23 protein-coding genes are annotated in these 22,577 nt (G+C 67.2%); 13 read left to right on the top strand and 10 right to left on the bottom strand.

Translation table 11 applies throughout. The features are described from left to right. Positions 1-163: 163 nt before the first annotated feature. Together ACLMAL_RS08650 and ACLMAL_RS08645 are read right to left on the bottom strand one after the other, a co-directional pair. On the bottom strand, positions 164-625 hold the full coding sequence (locus ACLMAL_RS08650) for a DoxX family protein (protein ID WP_411998595.1): 462 nt from the start codon (positions 623-625) through the stop codon (positions 164-166). A gap of 110 nt (positions 626-735) precedes the next feature. Continuing rightward, positions 736-1,578 (bottom strand): sigma-70 family RNA polymerase sigma factor, encoded by an 843-nt coding sequence (locus ACLMAL_RS08645; RefSeq protein ID WP_411998594.1) that lies wholly within the window; start codon positions 1,576-1,578, stop codon positions 736-738. Between the two features lie 89 nt (positions 1,579-1,667). Here ACLMAL_RS08645 and ACLMAL_RS08640 point away from each other — a divergent pair, with 89 nt between their 5' ends. The 5 genes from ACLMAL_RS08640 (at position 1,668) to ACLMAL_RS08620 (ending at position 6,458) form a co-directional block, all read left to right on the top strand. Next, the gene (locus ACLMAL_RS08640; protein ID WP_411998593.1) at positions 1,668-2,009 is read left to right on the top strand and encodes a VOC family protein; all 342 of its coding nucleotides are present in this window, start codon (positions 1,668-1,670) and stop codon (positions 2,007-2,009) included. Positions 2,010-2,074: 65 nt separating this feature from the next. Next, complete coding sequence (locus ACLMAL_RS08635) at positions 2,075-3,739, top strand: CocE/NonD family hydrolase (RefSeq protein WP_411998592.1); 1,665 nt, start codon at positions 2,075-2,077, stop codon at positions 3,737-3,739. Continuing rightward, a complete protein-coding gene (locus ACLMAL_RS08630; RefSeq protein ID WP_411998591.1) occupies positions 3,736-5,136 on the top strand; it encodes a M20/M25/M40 family metallo-hydrolase in 1,401 nt (466 codons plus the stop codon). The genes ACLMAL_RS08635 and ACLMAL_RS08630 overlap by 4 nt, the downstream gene beginning before the upstream one ends. Further along, on the top strand, positions 5,133-5,984 hold the full coding sequence (locus ACLMAL_RS08625) for an alpha/beta hydrolase (protein WP_328411220.1): 852 nt from the start codon (positions 5,133-5,135) through the stop codon (positions 5,982-5,984). The genes ACLMAL_RS08630 and ACLMAL_RS08625 overlap by 4 nt, the downstream gene beginning before the upstream one ends. Before the next feature lie 9 nt (positions 5,985-5,993). Beyond that, the gene (locus ACLMAL_RS08620) at positions 5,994-6,458 is read left to right on the top strand and encodes a 6,7-dimethyl-8-ribityllumazine synthase (protein WP_411998590.1); all 465 of its coding nucleotides are present in this window, start codon (positions 5,994-5,996) and stop codon (positions 6,456-6,458) included. A 14-nt stretch (positions 6,459-6,472) separates the two neighbouring features. Here ACLMAL_RS08620 and ACLMAL_RS08615 read toward each other — a convergent pair whose 3' ends face one another. Further along, positions 6,473-7,027 carry a hypothetical protein gene (locus ACLMAL_RS08615; RefSeq protein ID WP_411998589.1) on the bottom strand — a complete coding sequence of 185 codons (555 nt, stop codon included), beginning with the start codon at positions 7,025-7,027 and terminating at the stop codon, positions 6,473-6,475. A gap of 15 nt (positions 7,028-7,042) precedes the next feature. On the opposite strand from ACLMAL_RS08615, the gene ACLMAL_RS08610 reads away from it, so the two are divergent. After that, positions 7,043-7,465, top strand: coding sequence for a hypothetical protein (locus tag ACLMAL_RS08610; RefSeq protein ID WP_411998588.1), 423 nt, complete (start codon positions 7,043-7,045; stop codon positions 7,463-7,465). A 54-nt stretch (positions 7,466-7,519) separates the two neighbouring features. Here the strand turns inward: ACLMAL_RS08610 and ACLMAL_RS08605 are convergent, their stop codons facing one another. Next, positions 7,520-8,464: an endonuclease/exonuclease/phosphatase family protein gene (locus tag ACLMAL_RS08605; protein ID WP_411998587.1), complete on the bottom strand. Its 945-nt coding sequence runs from the start codon at positions 8,462-8,464 to the stop codon at positions 7,520-7,522. A gap of 58 nt (positions 8,465-8,522) precedes the next feature. Between ACLMAL_RS08605 and ACLMAL_RS08600 the strand changes: the two genes are divergently transcribed. Then, on the top strand, positions 8,523-8,828 hold the full coding sequence (locus ACLMAL_RS08600; protein WP_411998586.1) for a hypothetical protein: 306 nt from the start codon (positions 8,523-8,525) through the stop codon (positions 8,826-8,828). 78 nt (positions 8,829-8,906) lie between these two features. Here ACLMAL_RS08600 and ACLMAL_RS08595 read toward each other — a convergent pair whose 3' ends face one another. Together ACLMAL_RS08595 and ACLMAL_RS08590 are read right to left on the bottom strand one after the other, a co-directional pair. Further along, positions 8,907-9,554: a cysteine hydrolase gene (locus tag ACLMAL_RS08595; RefSeq protein ID WP_328411213.1), complete on the bottom strand. Its 648-nt coding sequence runs from the start codon at positions 9,552-9,554 to the stop codon at positions 8,907-8,909. Positions 9,555-9,561: 7 nt separating this feature from the next. After that, positions 9,562-9,888: a hypothetical protein gene (locus ACLMAL_RS08590; protein ID WP_328411211.1), complete on the bottom strand. Its 327-nt coding sequence runs from the start codon at positions 9,886-9,888 to the stop codon at positions 9,562-9,564. A 120-nt stretch (positions 9,889-10,008) separates the two neighbouring features. Here ACLMAL_RS08590 and ACLMAL_RS08585 point away from each other — a divergent pair, with 120 nt between their 5' ends. Beyond that, on the top strand, positions 10,009-10,347 hold the full coding sequence (locus ACLMAL_RS08585; RefSeq protein WP_328411209.1) for a helix-turn-helix domain-containing protein: 339 nt from the start codon (positions 10,009-10,011) through the stop codon (positions 10,345-10,347). Positions 10,348-10,372: 25 nt separating this feature from the next. Here the strand turns inward: ACLMAL_RS08585 and ACLMAL_RS08580 are convergent, their stop codons facing one another. From ACLMAL_RS08580 to ACLMAL_RS08570, 3 genes are all read right to left on the bottom strand, one after another. After that, complete coding sequence (locus tag ACLMAL_RS08580; RefSeq protein ID WP_411998585.1) at positions 10,373-13,384, bottom strand: bifunctional [glutamine synthetase] adenylyltransferase/[glutamine synthetase]-adenylyl-L-tyrosine phosphorylase; 3,012 nt, start codon at positions 13,382-13,384, stop codon at positions 10,373-10,375. 93 nt (positions 13,385-13,477) lie between these two features. Then, positions 13,478-14,815: a type I glutamate--ammonia ligase gene (gene glnA, locus ACLMAL_RS08575; protein ID WP_328411205.1), complete on the bottom strand. Its 1,338-nt coding sequence runs from the start codon at positions 14,813-14,815 to the stop codon at positions 13,478-13,480. Between the two features lie 146 nt (positions 14,816-14,961). Continuing rightward, positions 14,962-16,488: an alpha/beta hydrolase gene (locus ACLMAL_RS08570; protein WP_411998584.1), complete on the bottom strand. Its 1,527-nt coding sequence runs from the start codon at positions 16,486-16,488 to the stop codon at positions 14,962-14,964. Between the two features lie 193 nt (positions 16,489-16,681). On the opposite strand from ACLMAL_RS08570, the gene panB reads away from it, so the two are divergent. From panB to ACLMAL_RS08545, 5 genes are all read left to right on the top strand, one after another. Continuing rightward, positions 16,682-17,539 (top strand): 3-methyl-2-oxobutanoate hydroxymethyltransferase, encoded by an 858-nt coding sequence (gene panB, locus ACLMAL_RS08565; protein WP_411998583.1) that lies wholly within the window; start codon positions 16,682-16,684, stop codon positions 17,537-17,539. 13 nt (positions 17,540-17,552) lie between these two features. Next, positions 17,553-18,413, top strand: a complete 861-nt coding sequence (locus ACLMAL_RS08560; protein ID WP_411998582.1) for a phosphotransferase — start codon at positions 17,553-17,555, stop codon at positions 18,411-18,413. A gap of 114 nt (positions 18,414-18,527) precedes the next feature. After that, positions 18,528-18,974 (top strand): hypothetical protein, encoded by a 447-nt coding sequence (locus tag ACLMAL_RS08555; protein WP_411998581.1) that lies wholly within the window; start codon positions 18,528-18,530, stop codon positions 18,972-18,974. Next, on the top strand, positions 18,974-19,936 hold the full coding sequence (gene pip, locus ACLMAL_RS08550) for a prolyl aminopeptidase (protein ID WP_411998580.1): 963 nt from the start codon (positions 18,974-18,976) through the stop codon (positions 19,934-19,936). Before ACLMAL_RS08555 ends, pip begins: the two co-directional genes overlap by 1 nt. A gap of 2 nt (positions 19,937-19,938) precedes the next feature. After that, complete coding sequence (locus tag ACLMAL_RS08545; protein WP_411998579.1) at positions 19,939-20,892, top strand: CHAD domain-containing protein; 954 nt, start codon at positions 19,939-19,941, stop codon at positions 20,890-20,892. Positions 20,893-20,984: 92 nt separating this feature from the next. Here ACLMAL_RS08545 and ACLMAL_RS08540 read toward each other — a convergent pair whose 3' ends face one another. Next, positions 20,985-22,577, bottom strand: coding sequence for an RNB domain-containing ribonuclease (locus ACLMAL_RS08540; protein ID WP_411998578.1), 1,593 nt, complete (start codon positions 22,575-22,577; stop codon positions 20,985-20,987).

Genomic DNA, 22,577 nt, shown 5'->3' with positions numbered 1-22,577 from the left:
TGTCAGCGTCTCGTTCGGACCGAGCGCGGTGAGATTGAGAGCACCCAGCGCCGCGGTCCACCCCATGGCGCGCAATTCCGCCGGCTGCCACCGACCGGGCACAAGAGAATGGCCCGCTGTTCTACTGAACGGCGGGCCGTTTTCGCGCGCGGACGCGGTCTTGTTACGCGACCGCGGGCATCCGTCCAGTCGCCACTGTCCGCGCGACCTTTGCCTGCGGCTCGGCAACCCGGCCGGATCCACGGAAGACCGGTACCGCGAGCTTGCGACTCGCGGGCCGCAGCCCCCACGACGCCACTGCGCACAACGCGAAGAAGCCGGTGTAGAACAGGTGGTTCGCGCCGGAGCCGTGCGCAATGTGCGAGGCGAACGCTCCGGTCAGATCGAAGAATGTGCCCGCGTACGCCCATTCCTTCACCAGCGGGAATCGCGGCGCGGCAATTGTCAAGGCACCGAGCACTTTCCACACACCCAGAATGGTCATGACGTAGGTCGGGTAACCCAGCTCGGTCATGCCGCTCGCGGTGTCGGCACGGTGCACCAGGTCGGCGACACCACCCGACGCCAGAATGAAGACCGTCACCGCGGTCGTGGTCCGGTATCCGATCGATCGTGCATTGCTCATGACGGCTCTCCTGGCCTCGCTCCTCCGGCGCGAGTGGGTGCTGCGCCGTCACACCCCTGACCGTTCGCACAGCCCAGATGTGACAGCGCAGGTCACAGCCGAGTCCAGCCCTACTGGACTTCGAGTTCCATCAGTCCGAGCGTCTCCGCATCGGCCAGCAGGTCGATCGCGACGATCCGGCCATCGGACACGGTGAAGTCGAAGACCACCCGCGGTGTCCCGCCCACGGCCCACACCGCGCCCGCGCGGCCGTCGATGAGCGCCAGACGCGCCGCCTTGGCCCGGCCGGAGAAGGTTTCGGCCACCGCGCCCGCACCGAGCGCCCCCACCGCACCCGTCGCTATGGCGGCGGCATCCACGCGCAGCACCACATCCGGGTCGAGCAGCGTCAGCAACCTCTCGAACTCGCCGCTGCGCGACGCCGCCAGAAACGCGTCGACAACCTCACGCTGCCGATCGCGGTCGACAGTCGCCCGCGCACCCTGGACCCGCCGCCGCGCCCGGCTCGCCAATTGTCGTGCCGCCGCCGGACTCTTGCCGACGATCGGGGCGATCTCATCGAACGGCACCGCGAACATGTCGTGCAGGACAAAGGACAACCGCTCCGAGGGCGCCAGCGTGTCGAGCACCACCAGCAACGCCAGTCCGATCGAATCACCGAGCACCGCTTGCTGTTCCGGACCGTCGGCGGACGGCAGCGGCTCGAGGTCGTCGAGTGGGTCCTCGCGCCGCGTCTTGCGGGACTGGAGCATGTTCAGGCAGACCCGCGCCACCACAGTGGTCAGCCAGCCACCCAGATTATCGATCTCGTCGGCGTCCGAACGACTCAGCCGCAGCCACGCTTCCTGGAGCGCATCGTCGGCTTCGCTTCCGGAGCCGAGCATCCGGTACGCCACCGCGAGCAGGTGCGTCCGATGCTCTTCGAAGCGCTCGGCAAGAAAACTCTCGTCCATGTCACATTCTCCCGATTCGGTCGGTCAAGTAGACGAGCCGGAGCGAACACCGGGGAAATCCGCTGGCAAGCGAACACAAGGAGTCGATCATGACCGCAGGACTGCAGACCATCGTGTACCCCGTCACCGACCTCGTCAAGGCGAAGAGCTTGTTCAATGCGCTGTTCGGCGCGGAGCCGATCGCCGACACTGCGTACTACGTCGGCTACCGCGTGGCAGGCCAGGACATCGGCCTCGACCCGAACGGCGCGCAGAAGGGCATGACGGGACCGATCGGCTACTGGCACGTCGAGGACATCCACAAGCACCTCGCGGCCCTGGTCGAGGCGGGTGCCGAGGCGGGGCAGGAGCCCACGGATGTAGGGAGCGGGAAGCTGATCGCCACGGTCACCGATGCCGACGGCAATGTCCTCGGCCTGCTGCAGCCGTGATCGGGTGACCGACACCCCGCTTCCGGGGGCTGGACAGCCGCCCCGGAGCGGTCGATAGTGCTCAGGTGAATGTGGGTGCTGCGTTGTCGCGGGTGTTGGTCGGGGTGCTGCTGCTACTCGGGGTGGTGGCGCCGGTGTCGGCCGCCGATCCGGCCGCGTTGCCGTTCACGTGGTCGCAGAGCTATATCACCGCGCCGGACGGCACCCGGTTGCACGCGGACATCATGCGCCCCCGCGGGATCTCGCAGGACACGCGAACTCCGGTGGTGCTCACCGTGAGCCCGTATCGTTCGCACCTGGCCTATCTGAGCATCCCGCACCTGGCGGACGGTCCTTCGATCGACTTCCTCCCTGTCGACATGTTCCTGCGGGCCGGTTACACCTACGTGATCGTCGATCTGCGCGGGTTCGGCGGGTCGTCGGGATGCCCGGATTACGGTGGGCCGGGGGAACGTTCGGATGTCACCAGCGCGGTGGAGTGGGCGGCGAGCCAGCCGTGGTCGACCGGCAAGGTCGGCATGGTCGGCGTCTCCTATGAGGGGTGGACCGCGATGATGGGTCTCGCCGGCAAGCCGAAGGGCCTTGCGGCGGTGGGCTCGTTCGCGTCTGCGGTCGATCCGTACACCTACCTGTACATGCAGGGCGTGTCGTGGAAGTTCAGCGGTAAGCCGGTCATCGACAGAGGTATCCGCCCGGCCGACCAGGTGGGCCTGGAACACCTGCTCATCGCCTCCACTCCGGGTCGGTGGGACGACTCCCCCGAATATCAAGCCAACGCCGTGCAGATGTCGCCGCAGTGCTACGCGCAGTACGCCGCGAACACCGCCGACCACAATGTGAACTCCGAGTTCTGGCGCGACCGCAATCTGGTCGACAAGTTGCGCGGTAACACGATTCCGCTATTTCTCGCCCAAGGGTTCCTCGACTACAACACCAGGGCCTACCGCGTGTTCGATGTGTGGGATGCGCTCGGCCCCGGCGAGCACCGGGCCTGGTTCGGCCAGTGGAGTCACAGCGATTGCCACGAGAAGTGCGGCACCCCGAATTTCGACGCCGAACTGCTCGCGTTCTTCGACAGGCATGTCGCGGGCCGCGACGTAGAGGTACCGGGTCCGCGCGTCAGGGTCGGTCAGTACGACGGGGGTTGGCGCTCGGAATCCGCGTGGCCGCCGAAGGACATGCGACGGATCTCGGTCGATCTGCGGCCCGGCGTCTACACCGACCGCGGCATTGTTCCCGGGCCCGATCGAGAGATCTGGTCGGTCTCCGAACCGCTCGCCCAGGACCAGCACCTGGCCGGCGCGCCAACGGCGTCGTTGCGGCTGGTCGGTCCGCCGACGGCCACTGTCACGGTCGAGCTGTACGACATTGCCCCGGACGGGCGCGCCACCATCATCACCCGCGGCATCGCGCCGGTGTCGGAGACCGCCGAGGTCAGGATGTTGGCCCAGGATTGGCCGCTGTCCGCGGGCCACCGAATCGGGGCGATGATCACCGATGTCATCGACGATGTGTGGTCGCACACCCCGGCGAACACCGCGGTCACCGTGACGGCGGCCCGGCTCGATCTGCCACTGCTCGGTGCGCCTCGCCAACCCGACCTGACGGGCGGGGTCAGCGAGGCCCTGGTCAAATGGCGCGCCGAGAAGACGATCACGCTCGGCCCCGGTCTGTTGAACAATGCAACGGTGCCCATGAATCTGCCGCCGTACGAGACCGGTGATCGATGACCGAAGATGCCGCGTCTATCAACCCGACCGCGGTCGATGCGCTGGTCGCCGAGCGATTGGCGCAAGCACTGCGTTGCGTGACGGTGTCCGCTGAAGAACCCGCTGCCGACGACCCGGAGTTCACCCGACTGGGCAAGCATCTGGAGCGGTCCTTCCCGCTCGTGCACGACGAGCTCGAGCTGGAGCGGTTCGGCCACAGCAGGCTCTACCGGTGGGCGGGTACGGCACCGGACACCGTGGCGGCGATCCTGCTCGCCCATCAGGACGTGGTGCCCGTCGACGACCCGGCGCGCTGGACTCATCCACCGTTCGCGGGCGTTGTCGACGACGAGTTCATCTGGGGCCGCGGCGCCATCGACGACAAGAGCCGCCTGATGGCCATCTTGGAGGCCGTCGAAGCCGCGCTCGCGGCGGGCATCCGGCCCGAACACACCGTATATCTGGCCTTCGGGCACGACGAGGAGGTGTTCGGCGACCAGGGCGCGGTGCGGATGGCGCAGCGGCTGCGTGACGCGGGTGTGCGCGCGGACCTGCTGCTCGACGAGGGCGGCGTGATCACCGATGGCGTTGCCGACGGCGTGGATCGTCCGGTCGCCTCGATCATGTTGGGCGAGAAGGGCTATGCCACCATCCGGTTGTCGGTGTCGGAGGTAGGCGGGCATTCGTCCATGCCGGGCCGCCAGACCGCGGTCGGCCGCATCGCCCGCGCGGTGAGCCGCGTCCAGGACCATCCGATGCCGTTGCGCCTGATTCCGTTGGTGTCCGACATGCTGGCCAGGCTGCGGCATGTCATGCCCGATTCCCGACGCCGCCTGCTCGGCCTCGCCGGGTTGGCCACGCCGTTGATCACCCGGGTGATGGCGGCGACGCCGCAGACCGAGGCGCTGGTGCGCACCACCACCGCGCCCACGGTGATCAGCGGCGGCGTGAAGGCCAATGTGCTGCCGCAACAGGCCGAGGCCCTGGTGAATTTCCGTATCCTGCCCGGTGATTCGGTCGCGTCGGTGCTCGAACACTGCCGGAAGGTGGTGCGTGACGCGGGGGTCCGCATCGATCTGGTCGGCATGACCTCGGAGCCGACCAGGCCTGCCCGACCCGGCGCGGGGTTCGAACTGATTGCCCGACTGGCCGAGGACGTGGTGCCCGGCATCGCGGTGACCACCGGCATCGTCCCCGGCGCCACCGACGCCAGGCACTACAACGATCTCGCCACCGCGCGCTGTAATTTCGCACCCATTGTGCTGACCAGGGCCGACCTCGCGACGATCCATGGAACCGACGAACGCATCTCGCTGGTGAACTACGCTCGGCTCATCGAGTTCAATCGGCGGCTGATCGACCATTTCGCACACGTGTCGACCACCGCGCCGCCGCAGACGTCAGGAGCCGACGTATGACATCCGACAGCCTCGAGTCCGCCACCGGTGAATTCGAAGGACGCGGCAGCCGGGTCGCGTGGCGAGCCTGGTTGCCCGACACCGTCACGCAGGCCGTGATCGTGCTCGTGCACGGGGTCGCCGAACACTCCGGCCGCTACGCGCATGTCGGAAAGCGGCTCGCGGCCTCCGGTTTCGCCGTCTACGCGCTCGACCACATCGGGCACGGCAAGTCCGCGGGCAGCAATGCGAACATCGGCTCGATGGACGGCTCCGCCGACAATGTCGCCTTCATGCTCGACCTCGCCGGGCGCGAACATCCCGACCTACCGCGCTTCCTGATCGGCCATTCGATGGGCAGCCTTATCGTGCTGCACCTGGCCACCCGCGCACCGATCGATGTCGCGGGCATCGTGCTGTCGGCACCACCACTGGACATCCCGATCGGCAATCCGCTGCAGCGTCTGCTCGCACCGGTGTTGTCCCGGCTGACGCCGAATCTCGGTGTGCTGAAGCTGGATTCGTCGATGATCAGCCGTGACCCCGAGGTGATCCGGGCCTATGACAATGATCCGCTGGTGTTCCGAGGCAAACTCCCCGCCCGCACCGGCACCGAGATCCTGACCACGACGACCCTGGTCAAGGGGCGGTTGGACAAGCTCACCGTGCCGCTGCTGGTGCTGCACGGCACTGCGGACGCCATCGCCGCGCCGTCCAGCTCCACCCTCATCGAGGACGGCGCGGGTTCGAAGGATCTCACGGTGATCCGCTATGACGGGCTGTATCACGAAATCTTCAACGAGCCCGAGCAGGACAAGGTGCTCGGCGATGTCGTGGACTGGCTGGAAGCGCACGTTACCGGGAAGTAGGATCCGACTATGGGCACTAGCACCGGATCCGTCGCGTTCATTCGCGCCATGTGGCACAGCTCGATCGTCGGCAAGGCGTACGAGGGCTTCGCCGCCGAGTACGCCGACCTCGGCTTCGATCCCGCCACCATCGACGTCTTCGAGGTCCCCGGCGCGTTCGAGATCCCGCTGCACGCCAAGCGCTTGGCACAGAGCGGCAAGTACGCGGCGATCGTGGCGGCGGCGCTGGTCGTCGACGGCGGCATCTACCGGCACGATTTCGTTGCCTCCGCGGTAATCGACGGGCTGATGCGGGTGCAGCTCGACACCGACGTGCCGGTCTTCTCGGTGGTGCTCACCCCACACCACTTCCACGAGCACAGCGAGCACGTCACCTACTTCACCGAGCATTTCGTGACGAAGGGAGCCGAGGCCGCTCGCGCGATGGCGAACACCCTCAGCTCCCTGCGTGCGCTGCCTGCCGCTGCACAGTGACCTCTCGATAGGACCTACCTGTAGTGCGTCAGGCAGGCGGACTCACCATCGAGGACGCCCATCCGGAACGCTTCCAGCCGCTGGAAGCCGCCTGCCACCACCTTGCCGTCCACGTCGGCGGCGACCAAGCCGTCGGCCAGCAGACCGGAGACCGCCTCGTCGAGGTCGTTGGCCGACAGGTGCGGATCGCTGCTCGGTTCGCTCAGCTTGGTTGTCACCACGCCGGTCAGGCATGCGGTGCGCAGTCCGGCCGTGCTGGCGCCGGTCAGCGTGAGCTTGCGATCCTGTTGCACCGCAAGGACATAGCGAGAGATGAACATCGCGAAGGCGTTGTAGTCGCCGTCCACGACCGCCGAGAGCGGTTCGCCTGCCCCCGTCATCGGCCCGCCGCGCGCGGCGAGAGCGGACACATCGGTGCCGATCTTCCCGGAGCTCGGGCAATAGGACACCGGTTCGGTGGTGGTGACCTTCGAGCAGGTGCGCACCACGCCCGCGTAGTCGAATTGGGGCGGCTTCGGCAGCAGGAAGATCTTGCCGAGCGCCTGACCGAGGCTGGTCAGCGAATCCACGTCGACCGGAAGCTGATGGTTCTCTTCGTCCTGCTCGAAGGACTTCGGCAGATTCCCGCGACGCTTGTTGATCTCACCCTTATTGATCTTTCGGCGATGGTGTTGAGAGCAAGCTTGTCGATGGCTCCTCCGTCGCCGTTCACCGCGGTCAGTGGCGCGTCCGGCACACCGACGCGCGGTCCGTTCGGTCCCGAGGAAGAGGCCGACCCGGCCAGCTCCCATGGGTTGTCGGCGCTGCTCGCCGCAATATCCGGGCCGCCTACCGTGTCGCTCCCGCATCCGGTCAGCGCGACGCCGACCACCATCAGCACGGCGACCGCCCCGAAACGCAGCCGTGTTGTCTTCATCAGGTTCCTCCCCGAATCCCGGGGACTCGTCTCCGAGCCCGCCCTCCGGCCGGTGTCGCAGACGCACGGCCATCGAGCGTTCATATGGTAATCGCCGCAGGCGCGCGGTGTGTATACCTCGCGCGGGCGAAAACGCAACGCACCGTTATCCGTTCAGCCGGATCGTGGCAATCATGGCCCGGTGGTCGGAGCCCGGCATGGTGAGTGTGTGCACCTCGTCGGCGGCCGCGTCGGCGACCAGGACGTGGTCGATGCCGATCACCGGGCCCCACTGGTAATCGGTCGGATAAGTGGGCAGCGGGCCCGCGCCTGCCTGCTCGGCGGCTGCGGCGAAGCGCCCGCGCAGTAGATCGCGAAAGGCCGAATGATCGCGCGTCGCATTGAGATCCGCGCCGACGATCGCCGGACCCTGCTGTGCGTCGAGGATGTCGCGGATGCTGTGCAGCTCCGAACTCCATGCGGGAAAGTCCACCGTCGGCGGAATCGGATGGAACGCGAACACCGCGACCGCTCCGGCCTGCGGATGATCCATCGTCGCCGACACCTGGTTGAGCACGAAACCGACGTATTTCTTGTTGTCGCGCAACGGGTATCGGCTGTAGATCCCGGTGCCGCCCGCAGCGGAGGTCGGCTCGAGGTACTGATACGGCAGTGCCTGCGCGAGTCCCGCCGCGGCGAGCCGCGCGACCATGTCCGCGGTCAACTCCTCGGCGGTCAGCACATCGACCCGATTGTCGCGCACCGCCCGCACCACGGTTGCGGCATCGGCCGCGCCGAGCATCAGATTCGACTGCATCACCACGACTTCCGGCCCACTGGCCGCTCGGCCGTCCGGCACGAAGATCGGCAGCTGGGTCCACGCCACCGTGGCAACGAGGACCCCCGCAACAGCGGCACTGCGCCAGCCGCGCGCGATCAAGAACAGCACCAGCCCGACGACGGCCCCGATCATCAGATACGACGCGCCGGAAGCGACGAGCACAACCGCCCGCCGCTGCCATGTTCCGAAATACAGAGCGACCCCGACGACCCCCGCCGCCACCGCGCACCACCCCACGCCGAGTAGCGCCCGATCCATCCATGTACGCATGCCTCGAACCCTACGCACGCTCGGTGCGGGCACGGTGTCGACCTTGTGGAGGTTTTGTGTGGAGAATGCAGCTGTGTACGTCGAAGAATTCGTCGCCTCCGGTGCCATGACGACCGAAACCGCCGAAGACCTCGCGGCGCTCGCGGGGCGCTACACCACGCGAATCACGGTGAGCAGCAATGGTCACACTGTCCAGACCCTCGTCCTGCCATACTGTTGGACCGACCTACGAATAGTGGCCGGCTCCATTATCTCGGTTACCGCCGACAGCGGTTACCGCCCGCCCGACTTCGAAGACCGCCGCGCCCTCCGCGATTTCGTCTCCCGCTTCCGGTCGCCGACCTCGGGCACAGCGCAGCGATAGCCCTCGTGCCACGACGCCGCCGTGCTGAGCGACCACAGATGGCCGATCCAGCACGGCGGCGTCTCGCCCTGCCCGGCGTCAATCGCGAGGTCGACTCAATGCCGCCGTGAGTGTGGCGGTGTCGGTGCTGAGCGAGCCTCCGGCGAATTCGAGTGTCGCGTGCGAACGTTCGGCGGCGTCGGGGTGTCCCGCACCGCAGGCGTCGGTGACGACGACCGGGAAGTAACCCAGGTCCAGGCTGTGCCGGACGGTAGGTTCGATGCCGACCTCCATGGCGATGCCGGCAATCGCGTAGGTGTCGATTCCACAGTCGCGCAACGCGATATCCAGCGGCGTCGCGGCGAAGGCGGACATGGTGATCTTGTCGAAGACCATCTCGTCGGGGCCGGGGGTGAGCTCCGGCACGAGCTGGAATTGGGGCGAGCCCTGCGGGAAGCTGGAACGCACTTCGGCCGGATCGTCCAGCCGCTGCCATGCCATCGCCATACGCAACTGGGATACGCCCGCCACCGCCGACGGCAGCGACATGTGCCGGGTATAGAACACCCGGAACCCGTTGGCCCGCGCCGCATCTCGCAGCTGCACGCAGGTCTGGACGATCTTGTCGCCGTCCGGAATCTGGCTGACGATGCCGACCTGCATGTCGTAGATGATCAACGCCATGCGACGGGGGTCGCAGGCATCGTCGAGGGTGTGCGGGATGTCGAGACCGAATGCGTGTCTCATGACGGACTCAGTTCGTCCGGTCGTAGGGCTCGGCGACGTCGACCTTCGGGTCCATCAGTGCCTCGAGCGGCAGCGGCGCCTGCACCGGAACGTAGGTCCATTCCAGGTAGCCCGCCTTGGTCAGCGGGAAGTCGGCGACGTACTTCTGTGCCTCCTCGACGCTGTCGACCTCGAACACGATGACCACGCCCGGCTCGTCGGCACGCGCGTAGTTCTCCCGCACGATGCCCGCCTTCCACAGCCGCCACACATTGGCGACTTCTTCGGGCAGGTACGGGTTGATGGTCTCCATCGTCACACCGGGCTTGAAACGGTCGAAAACGATGACCTTCATAGGATTTGGACTCCATGTCTGTAGTAGCTGATGCGGCGAGCCGCGGTGACGACATCCATGAAAGCCGGATGATTACAGTGTTACAAGAACGCACTTTTTAGTGAGTACCGGAGGCGAGAGATGGGTGTGCAGAAGCGCTACAACTGTGCGGTGGAGGTGACCGTCGACCTGATCGGCGGCAAATGGAAGCCGGTGATTCTCGCCCAGCTCAAGAAAGGTGTACACCGCTACGGCGAGCTGCGCCGATTGATGCCTTCCACCAGTGAGAAAATGCTGATCCAGCAGCTGCGGGAGCTCGAGGCCGACAATCTGGTCGAGCGCACCGTCTTCGACACCGTCCCGCCCCAGGTCGAGTACCGCTTGACCGAAGAAGGCTGGAGCCTGGTGCCCGTGTTGACGGCGCTGTACGAGTGGGGCCGCAAGCGCGCCGATCGCGTGCACATCGAACTGCCCGGCTGAGCGAACCGTTCCCGCCGCCGCGGAACTACCCGCCGAACACCCGCTCCGCGACGGCCTTGGCGCGGCGCGTGACCCGCATGTAATTGTCCAGGAATTCACTGCCATCATCGTTCGGCCAACCCGCGACCCGCGCGACGGCCGATAGTAGGCGGCCCGGGCCGGGCAGCTGATCGGCAGGCTTGCCGCGTACCAGGACAAGGGCGTTGCGCGCCTTCGTCGCGGTGAGCCAGGCATCGCGCAGCAGCGCCACATCCTCGGCGTCGAGCAGCTTGGTCTGCTCGATGACCTCGAGCGATTGCAGCGTAGAGGTGTTGTGCAGACCGAGCACATCATGGGCGTAGCGCAGCTGCATCAGCTGCACTGTCCATTCGATATCGGCCAGTCCACCGCGGCCGAGCTTGGTGTGGGTGGCCGGGTTGGCACCGCGCGGCAGCCGCTCGGAATCCACCCGCGCCTTGATCCGCCGGATCTCGCGCACCGACTCCGCGGACACCCCGCCATCGGGATAGCGCACCTTGTCGATGATGTGCAGGAACCGCACCCCGAGCGCCTCGTCACCCGCCACCTGGTGCGCGCGCAGCAGCGCCTGCACCTCCCACGGCTGCGCCCACTGCTCGTAGTAGGCGGCGTAGGCGGCCAAGGTGCGCACCAGCGCACCGTTGCGGCCCTCCGGCCGCAGCCCGGCATCCACCTGCAGCGGCGGATCGGTGCTCGGCGCGCCGAGCATCCGCTGCACCCGCTCTGCGATACCGATCGCCCACTTCACGGCCTTGGTCTCGTCCTGGCCCGGACGCGGATCGCAGACGAACAGCACATCGGCGTCGGAGCCGTAGCCCAGTTCCATACCGCCGAGCCTGCCCATACCGATCACCGCGAAATCGGCGGGTGCGGGCTCGCCGAGTTCGGCCTCGCTGGCCCGAATCACCGCGCGCAGCGCGGCTTCCAGCACCGCGACCCACACCGAGGACAGCGCGCGGCACACCTGCGGCACGTCGAGCATGCCGAGCAGGTCCGCCGATGCCACCCGGGCCAGTTCGTGCCGCCGCAGCGAACGCGCCGCGGCCACCGCCCGTTTCGGATCGTCGTAACGTGCTGCCGCCGTGAGGATTCCGCGTGCGACGTCTTCCGGTTGCGGACTGAGCAGCAGCGGACCACCAGGACCGTCGGCGTACATCCGAATCGTGTCCGGCGCATTGATCAGCAGATCGGGCAGATACTCCGACGAACCGAGCACGATCATCAGCCGTTGCGCGATCGCCCCTTCGTCGCGCAACTCGCGCAGGAACCAGATCTGATCGTCGAGACCCTCCGACACCCGCCGGTAGGCCAGCAGTCCGGAATCGGGATTCGGTGTGTCACCGAGCCATTCGAGCAGAGTCGGCAGCAGCAGCGCCTGGATGCGGCCCTTGCGCGAGACCCCGCCGGTCAGTGCCTTCAGGTGTCCGAGCGCATGTTCGGGCGCCACGTAACCCAGTGCGGCCAACTGTCGAATCGCCGCGTCCGGACTCAACCGCAGCGCATCGGGATCGAGTTTGACCACCGATTCGAGCAGCGGGCGGTAGAAGAGTTTGGCGTGTAATCGCCGCACCCGCACCGAATTACGCCGAATTTCGTTGCCGAGCACGCCGACCGCATCCTGCCTGCCGTCGGGCCGGATATGCGCGGCGCGCGCCAGCCAGCGCATGCCTTCCTCGTCATCGGCGGCGGGCAGGGTGTGCGTTCGCTTGAGTCGCTGCAGTTGCAGGCGATGCTCGAGCAACCGCAGGAATTCGTAGGAGGCGTTGAGATTGGCCGCGTCGTCGCGACCGACATAGCCGCCCGCGGCCAGTGCCGTCAACGCCTCGACGGTGCCCTGCACATGCAGCGTTTCATCCACTCGGCCGTGCACCAATTGCAGGAGCTGCACAGCGAATTCGACGTCGCGCAGACTGCCGCGCCCGAGCTTCAGCTCACGTTCGCGCAGATCGGCGGGCACCAGATCCTCCACCCGACGCCGCATTGCCTGCACGTCGGCCACGAAATCCGGCCGCTCCGACGCGGTCCAGACCATCGGCATCAGTGCGGCGCGATACTGCTCCCCCAGCTCCAGGTCGCCGGTCATCGGCCTGGCCTTGAGCAATGCCTGGAACTCCCAGGTCCGCGCCCACCGCTTGTAGTACGCGATATGCGACTCCAGCGTGCGCACCAAGGCACCGGCCTTGCCCTCCGGCCGCAACGCCGCATCGACCTCGAAGAAGGCCGCGCTGCCCACGCTCATCAGCTCGGCCGCCAGCCGGGTCGCGGTGGCGTCGGCGGGCTCGGCGACGAACACCACATCGACGTCACTGACGTAATTCAGTTCGCGCGCACCGCTTTTGCCCATGGCAATGACCGCGAGTCGCACCGGCACCGGTCCTTCTTTACACACCCGCGCCACCGCTACCGACAGCGCAGCGGTCAGCGCGGCGTCGGCCAGGTCGGTGAGATGGCGACCGACAACCTGATACGGCAAGACCGGTTCGTTCTCCACCGTCGCGGCGAGATCGAGCGCGGCGAGGACCATCAGCTGATCGCGATACCGCTTGCGCAGCAAGGCAATCGCCTCCGGACCGGAGATGGCGGCCCGGTACAGCGCGGCGGTGGCCTCAGGGCTTTCGACAGGCACAGCTTCGACCGAAGCAAGCAGATCCGCGATCAGTTCCTCGCGATGCGGCAACTTGTCGCGCCGCAGGATCCGCCATGACGCCGGATCGGCGACCAGGTGATCGGCGAACGCACTCGACGAACCGATCAACGCGAACAGCCTGCCGCGCAACGAAGTGTCGGCACGCAACTGCGAATCCAGTTCTACCCAGCCCGCACCCAGCGCCGCGCGCAACCGAATCAGTGTCAGCAACGCCAGATCGGCATCCGGCGATCGCGACAGGGCCCACAGCACCGGAATGCTGTCGACGTTATCCCACGCCAACTCTCGCAAGGACTGGGCGGCGGTCGGCTCGAGCAATCCGAGCCGACCGACACCGGGAACAGCTGAACGAGCAGTCGGCGGCCGTACCATATGTCCAACTTAGTTCGCCGCCCATGTCTTTCCACACGGGAGGGCGGAACGACATGCAAACGTAGCCGTTATCGGCCTATTCGCGACACCGGGTCACAAACCGAGGTATTCCTTCAGCTCGAACGGCGTCACCTGGCTGCGGTAGTCCGCCCATTCCCTGCGCTTGTTGCGCAGGAAGAAGTCGAACACGTGCTCGCCGAGCGTCTCGGCAACCAGTTCGGAGCGCTCCATCGCCCGCAGTGCCTCGTCCAGAGTGCCGGGCAGTTCACGGAAACCCATCGCGCGCCGCTCGGCGGCGGTGAGTGACCAGACGTCGTCCTCGGCCTCCGGAGGCAGCGTGTAGCCCTTCTCGATACCCCGCAGACCGGCGGCGAGCAGCACCGCGAAGGTCAGGTACGGGTTGCATGCCGAATCTGGGCTGCGGATCTCGACGCGACGCGAGGAGGACTTGTTCGGGGTATACATCGGGACGCGCACCAGCGCCGAGCGGTTGGACCGGCCCCACGAGGCGGCGGTCGGCGCCTCGCCGCCGTGGATGAGCCGCTTATAGGAGTTCACCCATTGGTTGGTGATCGCGCTGATCTCCGGTGCATGCTCGAGGATGCCCGCGATGAACGCCCGCGCGGTCTCCGACAGGTTGATCGGGTCGTCGGGATCGTGGAAGGCGTTCGCCTCGCCCTCGAACAGGCTCATATGCGTGTGCATCGCCGAGCCCGGGTACTGAGCGAAGGGCTTGGGCATGAACGTCGCGCGCACGCCCTCGTCGATGGCCACTTCCTTGATCAGGTAACGGAAGGTCATCACGTTGTCGGCCATGGACAGCGCGTCGGCGTAGCGCAGGTCGATCTCCTGCTGACCCGGCGCGCCCTCGTGGTGGCTGAACTCGACCGAGATGCCCATCGACTCGAGCGCATCGATCGCGTGCCTGCGGAAGTTCGGCGCCGAATCGTGCACGGCCTGGTCGAAGAAGCCGCCGGTGTCGGCGGGGCGGGGCTCTGCGCCCTGCGGTCCGTTCTCCAGCAGGAAGAACTCGATCTCCGGGTGCACGTAGCAGCTGAAGCCGACGTCACCGGCCTTGTTGAGCTGACGGCGCAGTACGTGGCGCGGGTCGGCCCAGGACGGCGAACCGTCCGGCATGGTGATGTCGCAGAACATCCGCGCCGAATGCTGGTGGCCCTTGCTGGTGGACCACGGTAGGACCTGGAAGGTGGACGGATCCGGGCGGGCGACCATGTCCGCTTCCGAGACCCGCGCGAAGCCTTCGATGGCAGAGCCGTCGAAGCCGATGCCCTCCTCGAAGGCGCCTTCCAGCTCGGCCGGCGCGATGGCGACGGACTTCAGATAACCCAGCACGTCGGTGAACCAGAGACGCACGAAGCGGATATCCCGCTCTTCGAGCGTCCGCAGCACGAATTCCTTCTGGCGATCCATGAACGCGAGCGTAAGCACCTGGCGTTAAATCCGTGTTACATACACGCTGAGGGATTGCAATTCGGCGAGTTGGAACAGATCGCACTATCGGTTCGCAGCACCTGTGAGCGCCCGGTGGCGGGCCGGATCCACCCGCCCGCACGAGGTCAGCAGGTGAGTCCTTGCTCCGGAACGGTCAGCTCGGTGAGGTAGGCGATGACCGCATCATCGAGGCAGGCGTCGCCTGCGACGAGGGCCGCGGTGTGCCTGGTGCCGCGGAAGGTGATCAGTGCTGAGCCCAGCTGCGCGGCGAGGTCGACACCGGCCTGGTAGGGCGTCGCCGGATCCTCCGTCGTCGACACCACGACCGTCTTCGGCAGTCCGGTCACCGAGATCTTGTGCGGTTCACTCGTGTTCGGCACCGGCCAGGCGTTGCACACCTCGAGCGGCGCAGCCCCGGTGCCGCGGCCGTCGTCGAGGAACGGTGCCGCCTTGCGGTACTCGGTGTCCTGCTTGCCCGTGATCGCGGGATCGGCGATGCGCGGATCATCGACACAGCGGATCGCGTTGAACGCGTCCTGGGTGTTGTTGTAGGTGCCGTCGTCGCGGCGGCCGTCGTAGATGTCGGCGAGCTGGAGCAACGTGTCGCCGCGGCCGTCGCGCAATTCCGAAAGGCCGAGGGTGAGCACACGCCAGAATTCATCGGTGTAGAGCGCCTGCTGCACGCCGGTGATCGCATCGCTGTAGCTGAGCCCACGCGGGTCGGTGGTCGCGGCGGGCTTGTCGCGCAACGGGTTCACCAGGGCCCGGAACCGTGCAACGGACTGCGCCGGGTCGGTGCCGAGCGGGCAGTCCGGCTCCTTGGCACAGTCGGCGCTGTAGCCGTCGAATGCCTTCTGGAAGCCGGCAGCCTGCCGCAACGACTCCTGCACGGGGTCTGCCGCGGAGTCGACCGCGCCGTCGAGCACCAGCGCCCGCACGTTGGCGGGGAACTTCTCGGCATAGGCCGAGCCGAGCTTGGTGCCGTAGGAGTAGCCGAGATAGGTGAGCTTGTGGTCGCCGAGCACGGCGCGGATCACATCCATGTCCTGCACCACCTCGCGGGTGCCGACGTGAGCGAGTAGCTCCGCCCCGGTGCGGTCGACGCAGTGGCCCGCGTATTGGCGGTTCTCGTCCTCCGAGTCGGCGATGCCTTCCGGGGTGTTGTCCGTCGGCCGCTCGGCGCGCTCGGAATCGGACTCCTGCGGGGTCAGGCAGGCGACGGCAGGCAACGAGGAACCGACCCCGCGTGGGTCGAAGCCGACCCGATCGAAGCGCTCGGCGAGCGGCGTCTTGCCCGCGATGCTCGCCATCGACAGGCCCGACACCCCCGGGCCACCCGGGTTCAGCAGCAGCGAACCGATGCGTTTGCCGCTCGCCTCCAGCCGTGACAGCGCTATCTGGGCGGTCGGGCCGTCCGGCTTCTCGTAATCGATCGGCACTGTGATGCGTGTGCACTGTGTCTTCGGTGCGAGGTTGTCCTCGGGGTCGCCGAAGCCCTCGCAACCACCCCACTGCGGCACCTGCGAATAGAACTTCTCCAACCCGGCGGGCGGCGCGGGTAATGGCGCCTTCGGCTCGTCCTTCTCGACGGTGCATCCTGCCGCCACCATCGCCAGCACCGCTCCAACGAGCACACCACGCCAACTCCGCATCCACGCCATAGTGAAATCCTGGCAGGGCCGCCGCCGCGCCGGTGCGGCGCACTGGAAACCGCCGCGTCGGTGGTGTGACCAATCGCACCGGTCACAGGCCTTAATACGATCGTTGCGTCGGTGCAGACTGGACTCGTCAGACAAACCCGGGGACCCGCATGGGCCTCGAGGAGACACGACGAAAGGGACGATGATGTCCGTGTCCGATTCGGAAACCCCCGCGTACGGCGCAGCACCGACCGCAACCAAGGCGGCGAAACGCAAGACGCGGGTGCATCACCTGCAGCAGATGAAGGCCGAGGGTGAGCGCTGGTCGATGCTCACCGCCTACGACTATTCCTCGGCGCGTTTGTTCGAAGAGGCCGGTATTCCGGTGCTGTTGGTCGGCGACTCCGCCGCGAACGTGGTGTACGGCTATGACACCACCGTGCCGATCACCGTCGACGAGCTGATCCCGCTGGTGCGTGGTGTCGTCCGCGGCGCACCGCACGCACTCGTCGTCGCCGATCTACCATTCGGCACCTACGAGTCCTCGCCGCAGCAGGCGCTGGCCACCGCGACCCGGTTCATGAAGGAGGGTCAGGCGCACGCAGTGAAGCTGGAGGGCGGCGAGCGAGTGGCCGAACAGATCGCACTGATCACCTCGGCGGGCATTCCGGTGATGGCGCACATCGGCTTCACGCCGCAGAGCGTCAACACCCTCGGCGGCTTCCGGGTGCAAGGGCGTGGCGACGCCGCCGAGCAGCTGGTCGCCGACGCCATCGCGGTCCAGGAGGCCGGCGCGTTCGCCGTGGTGATGGAGATGGTGCCGGCCGAACTCGCCGGTCAGGTCACCCGGAAGCTGACCATTCCGACCGTCGGCATCGGCGCAGGCGCCGAGTGCGACGCACAAGTGCTGGTGTGGCAGGACATGGCCGGCTACACCAGTGGCAAGACCGCAAGGTTCGTCAAGCGCTTCGGCAATGTCGGTGACGAACTGCGTACTGCCGCAGCCGCTTACGCCGACGAGGTGCGTCGCGGCACCTTCCCCGGCCCCGAGCACAGCTTCTGATAGGGGACCAACGATGAACGGCCGAGCAGTGCACGCCCCGGTGGCGCTGCTCGGCCAACCGCTGGAACCGATGCTGGAGTGGGCCGCCGAAATACTCGATGCACGCAACGTGGAAATCACCGGTCCACCCACGCAGACACGGCGACGCGCGTGGTCGTTGATCGCCAGTATCCCGACCGACGCGGGTCCGATGTGGCTGAAGGCCAACGCGCGCGCCTTCGCACACGAGGGTCCGCTGCTGCACCGACTGGCGGCGCTTCGTCCCGGCAGTGTGCTCGAACCCCTTGCCGTGCAACCCGATCACGGATGGCTGCTCAGTAGCCACGGCGGCGACATCGCCACCGACAGCGAGGCCGAATGGACCGGCCTCATCGAACGCTACGTAGATCTGCAGCAGTCGCTCACGACCCACATCGAGGACCTACGGGACACAGGAACGCCGTATCTGCCGCCTACGCAACTGATCACGATCTACCGGCACTACGAGCCACGGGTGCCAGGGCTCGGCGCCGCGATCGAGGAATCGGCCGCAGCGCTCGAAGAATTCGGCAGGCTCAGCATCGAGCACAACGACCTGCACCCCGGCAATGTGTTCGCCGCGGCCACCCCGGGAACCGGGATGCTCTTCGACTGGGGCGATGCGGTGATCACCCACCCTTTCCTGTCCGAGCGGATGCTGAACGGCCCACATCGCAAGCAATACTTCGAGTGTTGGCGCCGCGACAGCCCGATCTCCGATGCGGAAATCATCCTGGCCGAACGACTCGCCCCCCTGGTGTCGCTCAACCCGTGGCGCACCATCGACATCTCTCGACCGCGATTCGCCAGGGTGGTGCAGCAACTGCTGGACGGACTGCAGGCCGGTTTTCGTTAGCCCGAATCCGGTGCGATCCGGCGTGCCGCCGCAGTCCGATGGATTCGCACGGGCCCGAAGGCGCAAACAATGGCAGACTCGATGCGGACAATGTCGACACGAGCAGAGGTACCGATGCCGCAGCCCCGTTGGATTTCACGCAGCACACTCCTGGTGGCCGGAGTTTTCGCCGCTGCCGCGCTGACCGCCTGCGGAACGAGTACAGAACCGGCTCCGACCGGCAGCTCGGCATCGACCACCGGATCCGCGACCAGCGCGCCCAATGGCACGGCCGCTCCCAAGCCGACCACTCCGCCGGTCTCCGATGCGTCGGCGACCCAGCTGTGCGACATGCTCCGTCCGGAGCTGGTGAACTTCCGAATCCAGGGCGGGACACTCGGCCGCATCGGCCTCAACGCGCTGGTGCACGAGTGGGCGCTGCGCAACGGCGGCATCAATAGCCAGGTGCTCGCCGACAAAGCCATCATCGACCGGACCACCATCAAGGCCTGCCCCGACGTGCGCCAGCAGACGATCGAGGCGCTGGGGCTGTCCGATCTCGCGTCCGGACTCGCCTTCTGATGCGAACCCTGTACCCGCCGATCGAGCCGTACGAGACCGGCATGCTCGACGTCGGAGCAGGGCAGTCGGTGTATTGGGAGGTCAGCGGTAATCCGGACGGCAAACCGGCGGTGTTCCTGCACGGCGGACCGGGTGGCGGCACCGCCCCGTATCACCGTCAGTTCTTCGATCCGGCCGTCTATCGCATCGTGCTGTTGGACCAGCGCGGCTGCGGCCGCTCCACGCCGCATATCGCCGATGGCGCGAGCCTGGAGACCAACACCACGCCGCATCTGATCGCCGACATCGAAGCGCTGCGAACCCATCTCGGCATCGAGCGGTGGCAGGTGTTCGGCGGCTCGTGGGGTTCGACATTGGCGCTGGCCTACGCGCAACAGCACCCGGAACGGGTAACCGAACTGGTGCTGCGCGGGATCTTTCTGCTGCGCCGCAAGGAAATCGACTGGTACTACAACGGCTCCGCAGGCTACGTCTACCCGGACGAGTGGGAGAAGTTCCTCGCCCCGGTGCCGGCGGCCGAACGCGGCAACGACCTCGTCGAGGTCTATCACCGACTGCTGCACTCCCCCGACGAGCAGGTCGCCCTTGCCGCGGCAGTCGCCTGGTCGACCTGGGAGGGCGCAACGAGTTCGCTACGGCCCCAACCGGACCGGGTTGCCGAAACGGCCGAAGCGCGCTTCGCGCTCGCCTTCGCCCGGATCGAGAACCACTACTTCATGCACGGCGGGTTCCTCGAGGAGGGACAGCTGTTGCGCGATCTCGACAAGATCGCGCACATCCCGGCCGTCATCGTGCAGGGCCGCCACGACATCGTCTGCCCTGCCGTCAGCGCCTGGGATCTGCACCGCGCCTGGCCCGGCTCGCAGCTGCACATCGTGGACGATGCCGGACACGCCGCCAATGAGCCGGGCATCACCCATCATCTCGTCGAGGCAACCGACGGATTCGCGAAAGTGAGCTGAAGATGGTCAGCGCCGGAAACGCCCTCGTCGCGGCACTCAGCGACGACGTGGACCGGCTGTTGGCCGCTGAACCGGAAGTCCGTGCGGACACTCACGATTCGGTGCACCAGATGCGGGTCGCGACGCGACGACTGCGCAGCGTGCTGCGTTCCTATCGCAGCCTGTTCGAGCAGGCGCCCGCCGCTGCGATGGGTGACGAACTCAAGTGGCTGGCCGGGTTGCTGGGTGTCGCACGGGATGCCGAGGTGCGCGCCGAGCGGTTCACCGCTTTGTTGGCCGAGCACGCCGGGCCCGAATCCGGCACGGTCGCAAGCGATTCGGGTGCCGCTCCCGAATCGTCGGCGACGACAGCAGGGCAGCCCGACAGTGCCGAACCCACCGCCGCCGACATCGTTGCCGTCACCACCGAGTTGGTCGGCGCAGAGCAAGCGAAATATGCGCGCGCACATGCCGAGATCCTCGCGGAGCTCGACGACCACCGGTATCGCAAACTGCGCGATGAATTGTCCGCCTGGCGTACCGATCCCCCGCTCGACCCCACCGAGGCCGCCCGGCCCGCGGCCGACGCCTTCGAGCGGGTCCTGCGGCGGGACCGCAAACGACTGCGCCGGCTGGTATTCGCCGAACCTGCCGTACCGCCCGCCGAACGAGTTGAGCTGCTGCACGATATCCGCAAGAGCGCCAAGCGCTTACGGTATTCGTGCGAAGGCGCCGCGGAGACGCTCGGCGCTGCCGCAGCCGATCTGGGCAGCAGTGCGAAACGTCTGCAAACCGTCCTCGGTGACCACCGCGATGCCGTCGAGTCCCGCGAAGCCATCCTCGCCCGCGCCGCCGAATCCCCCGTTCGAGGTCGGGTCGCCGCGCTCTACGAAATCCTGGCCGACGCAGAGGAAATCGAGGCAGGCATGGCCCTCGCCCGCTACCCGATCGCCGCCGCGTTCGTCTCGGGCGGCTGACACCGGACCTGTCGGGTTCCCCGCACACCTGGCCCGGATCGACCGCGCTCGCTCGGTGCTCGGAGTCGTTCGGCGTACTTCGCGGTTCCGGTTCAGACCGGGAAGGCGAAGCTGATCTTGCGAGTGGCCGGGTCCGCGGAAACCAACCGAACGCGCACGGCCGCACCTTCCGGTGGTGAGCCGACACAGGGTCCCGCGACCGGCGGGTCGGCGATGAACACCTCGGCGGGACGGCTGCCGTTGGCTTCACGGATCACCACCGCGTCGAACTCCGCACCGCTGCGCTCGGCGAGCAGGGTCGCCTCGGTCAGGTCGATGCACGCACGTTCCACCTTGTTCGCGAGGGCGTCGCTGCGCCGCATCGACTCGGCGGTGGGTGACAGGCCGTCTCGAACCCATTGCGGTACTTCGGTTCCCGCACACAGGGCAAGACAGATCTCGGTGGCGAACCGGTCGGCGAGTCGACGCAGCGGCGCGGTCACATGCGCGTACGGTGCGCCGATCGCGCTGTGCTGCAGGTTATTCGGCTGGTCGGCCGACTGCCTGGTGTTCGCCCCGGAGTTGGACCGCCTGCTGTTCGACTGTTCGGCCCTCGGCCCCGCAGCGGGCTCGACCTCCCCTTGTGCTGGGCTCGGCGGCACGCCGTTCGAAGGTGCTGCGGCAGACCCGGCAGATCCGTCTGCGACGGCCCCGTCCAGCACGGTGTACGCGGCCCCGCGGAGCAGCCCGGTGGCCTCCGACATGAGCACAAGGGCAGCGGGCGTGTTCGGGTCGAGTCCGGCCAGCATGCGTCCGACCGACTCCTGGGCAGGCCAGGCGATCCCCAAGGCCGCGGCGGTCCTGCGTATCGATGTGATCGCCGAGTCGGGCGGCGGCGGCATAGTGCGCAGCAGTGCGATGCGTTCACCCGACGGAGTCGTCCTGTCGAGCATGATCCTGGCCGCACACATCCCGGTCAGCAGCGACACCTGCTCGTTCCAGTCGTCAGCGGCGGTGCGCGGCTCCAGCACCAGTCGCCAATGCCCGTCGGCCTTGTCGTCGCTGATCACGCTCTGTGCGGGCAAGCGCAGTCCGATCGCGCCGCGGGCGAGCCCCGCCTCGATGCGCCGCGTGCCGAATTCCGGCAGGGCCGCGATCGAGGGGTGCAGGCGACCTGCGTCGGCGTCGGCTTGCACACTCGCGTAGTCGAGCCTGGCTCGGGACCGAATGAGCGCGCGCACCACCGAGCACCGCTGTGGTTCGGCGTTCTCGTCCAGTTCGATGGTCCACAGCGCGGCGGGCCTGGTCTGCTCGGGCAGCAGGCTCGCGGCATTCTCGGAGAGCACCGGCGGATGCAGTGGCACGGTGCTGTCCGGCAGATAGAAGGTCTGGCCCCGAGCGACGGCCTCGGTGTCGAGCGCACCGCCCGGCACGATCACAGCGCCGACATCGGCGATGGCGTAGTGCAGTGTGAAGCCGGAATCGGTGCGGTCCAGGTGCAGTGCCTGGTCGAGATCCATCGCACCCGGCGGGTCGATCGTCACGAAGGGGATATCGGTGCGATCGATGCGGTTGCCCGCGAACGCGTCGACCGCGTCGCGGGCTTCCGTGGAGGCCTCGGCGGGATACGCCGAGGCCAATCCGAATTCGGAACGGATGGCGCCGAAATCAACCGGCGCCGACACGATCCGTTGGTGAAGTTCCAC

It is taken from the genome of Nocardia sp. CWNU-33 (genome assembly GCF_046764895.1).
Lineage (GTDB): Bacteria > Actinomycetota > Actinomycetes > Mycobacteriales > Mycobacteriaceae > Nocardia.
Note: the sequence above shows the minus strand (reverse complement) of the source record. Positions and strands in the feature narration are given on the sequence as shown.

What these genes read in the sequence shown, in the direction of transcription:
- panB (WP_411998583.1), top strand. Translation starts at nt 16,682, where the DNA reads ATGTCCGTGTCCGATTCGGAAACCCCCGCGTACGGCGCAGCACCGACC.
- ACLMAL_RS08630 (WP_411998591.1), top strand. Translation starts at nt 3,736, where the DNA reads ATGACCGAAGATGCCGCGTCTATCAACCCGACCGCGGTCGATGCGCTG.
- ACLMAL_RS08595 (WP_328411213.1), bottom strand. Translation starts at nt 9,554, where the DNA reads ATGAGACACGCATTCGGTCTCGACATCCCGCACACCCTCGACGATGCC.
- ACLMAL_RS08620 (WP_411998590.1), top strand. Translation starts at nt 5,994, where the DNA reads ATGGGCACTAGCACCGGATCCGTCGCGTTCATTCGCGCCATGTGGCAC.
- ACLMAL_RS08555 (WP_411998581.1), top strand. Translation starts at nt 18,528, where the DNA reads ATGCCGCAGCCCCGTTGGATTTCACGCAGCACACTCCTGGTGGCCGGA.
- ACLMAL_RS08570 (WP_411998584.1), bottom strand. Translation starts at nt 16,488, where the DNA reads ATGCGGAGTTGGCGTGGTGTGCTCGTTGGAGCGGTGCTGGCGATGGTG.
- ACLMAL_RS08650 (WP_411998595.1), bottom strand. Translation starts at nt 625, where the DNA reads ATGAGCAATGCACGATCGATCGGATACCGGACCACGACCGCGGTGACG.
- ACLMAL_RS08545 (WP_411998579.1), top strand. Translation starts at nt 19,939, where the DNA reads ATGGTCAGCGCCGGAAACGCCCTCGTCGCGGCACTCAGCGACGACGTG.
- ACLMAL_RS08645 (WP_411998594.1), bottom strand. Translation starts at nt 1,578, where the DNA reads ATGGACGAGAGTTTTCTTGCCGAGCGCTTCGAAGAGCATCGGACGCAC.
- ACLMAL_RS08560 (WP_411998582.1), top strand. Translation starts at nt 17,553, where the DNA reads ATGAACGGCCGAGCAGTGCACGCCCCGGTGGCGCTGCTCGGCCAACCG.
- ACLMAL_RS08610 (WP_411998588.1), top strand. Translation starts at nt 7,043, where the DNA reads ATGGTTCTCTTCGTCCTGCTCGAAGGACTTCGGCAGATTCCCGCGACG.
- ACLMAL_RS08605 (WP_411998587.1), bottom strand. Translation starts at nt 8,464, where the DNA reads ATGCGTACATGGATGGATCGGGCGCTACTCGGCGTGGGGTGGTGCGCG.
- pip (WP_411998580.1), top strand. Translation starts at nt 18,974, where the DNA reads ATGCGAACCCTGTACCCGCCGATCGAGCCGTACGAGACCGGCATGCTC.
- glnA (WP_328411205.1), bottom strand. Translation starts at nt 14,815, where the DNA reads ATGGATCGCCAGAAGGAATTCGTGCTGCGGACGCTCGAAGAGCGGGAT.
- ACLMAL_RS08590 (WP_328411211.1), bottom strand. Translation starts at nt 9,888, where the DNA reads ATGAAGGTCATCGTTTTCGACCGTTTCAAGCCCGGTGTGACGATGGAG.
- ACLMAL_RS08580 (WP_411998585.1), bottom strand. Translation starts at nt 13,384, where the DNA reads ATGGTACGGCCGCCGACTGCTCGTTCAGCTGTTCCCGGTGTCGGTCGG.
- ACLMAL_RS08640 (WP_411998593.1), top strand. Translation starts at nt 1,668, where the DNA reads ATGACCGCAGGACTGCAGACCATCGTGTACCCCGTCACCGACCTCGTC.
- ACLMAL_RS08625 (WP_328411220.1), top strand. Translation starts at nt 5,133, where the DNA reads ATGACATCCGACAGCCTCGAGTCCGCCACCGGTGAATTCGAAGGACGC.
- ACLMAL_RS08585 (WP_328411209.1), top strand. Translation starts at nt 10,009, where the DNA reads ATGGGTGTGCAGAAGCGCTACAACTGTGCGGTGGAGGTGACCGTCGAC.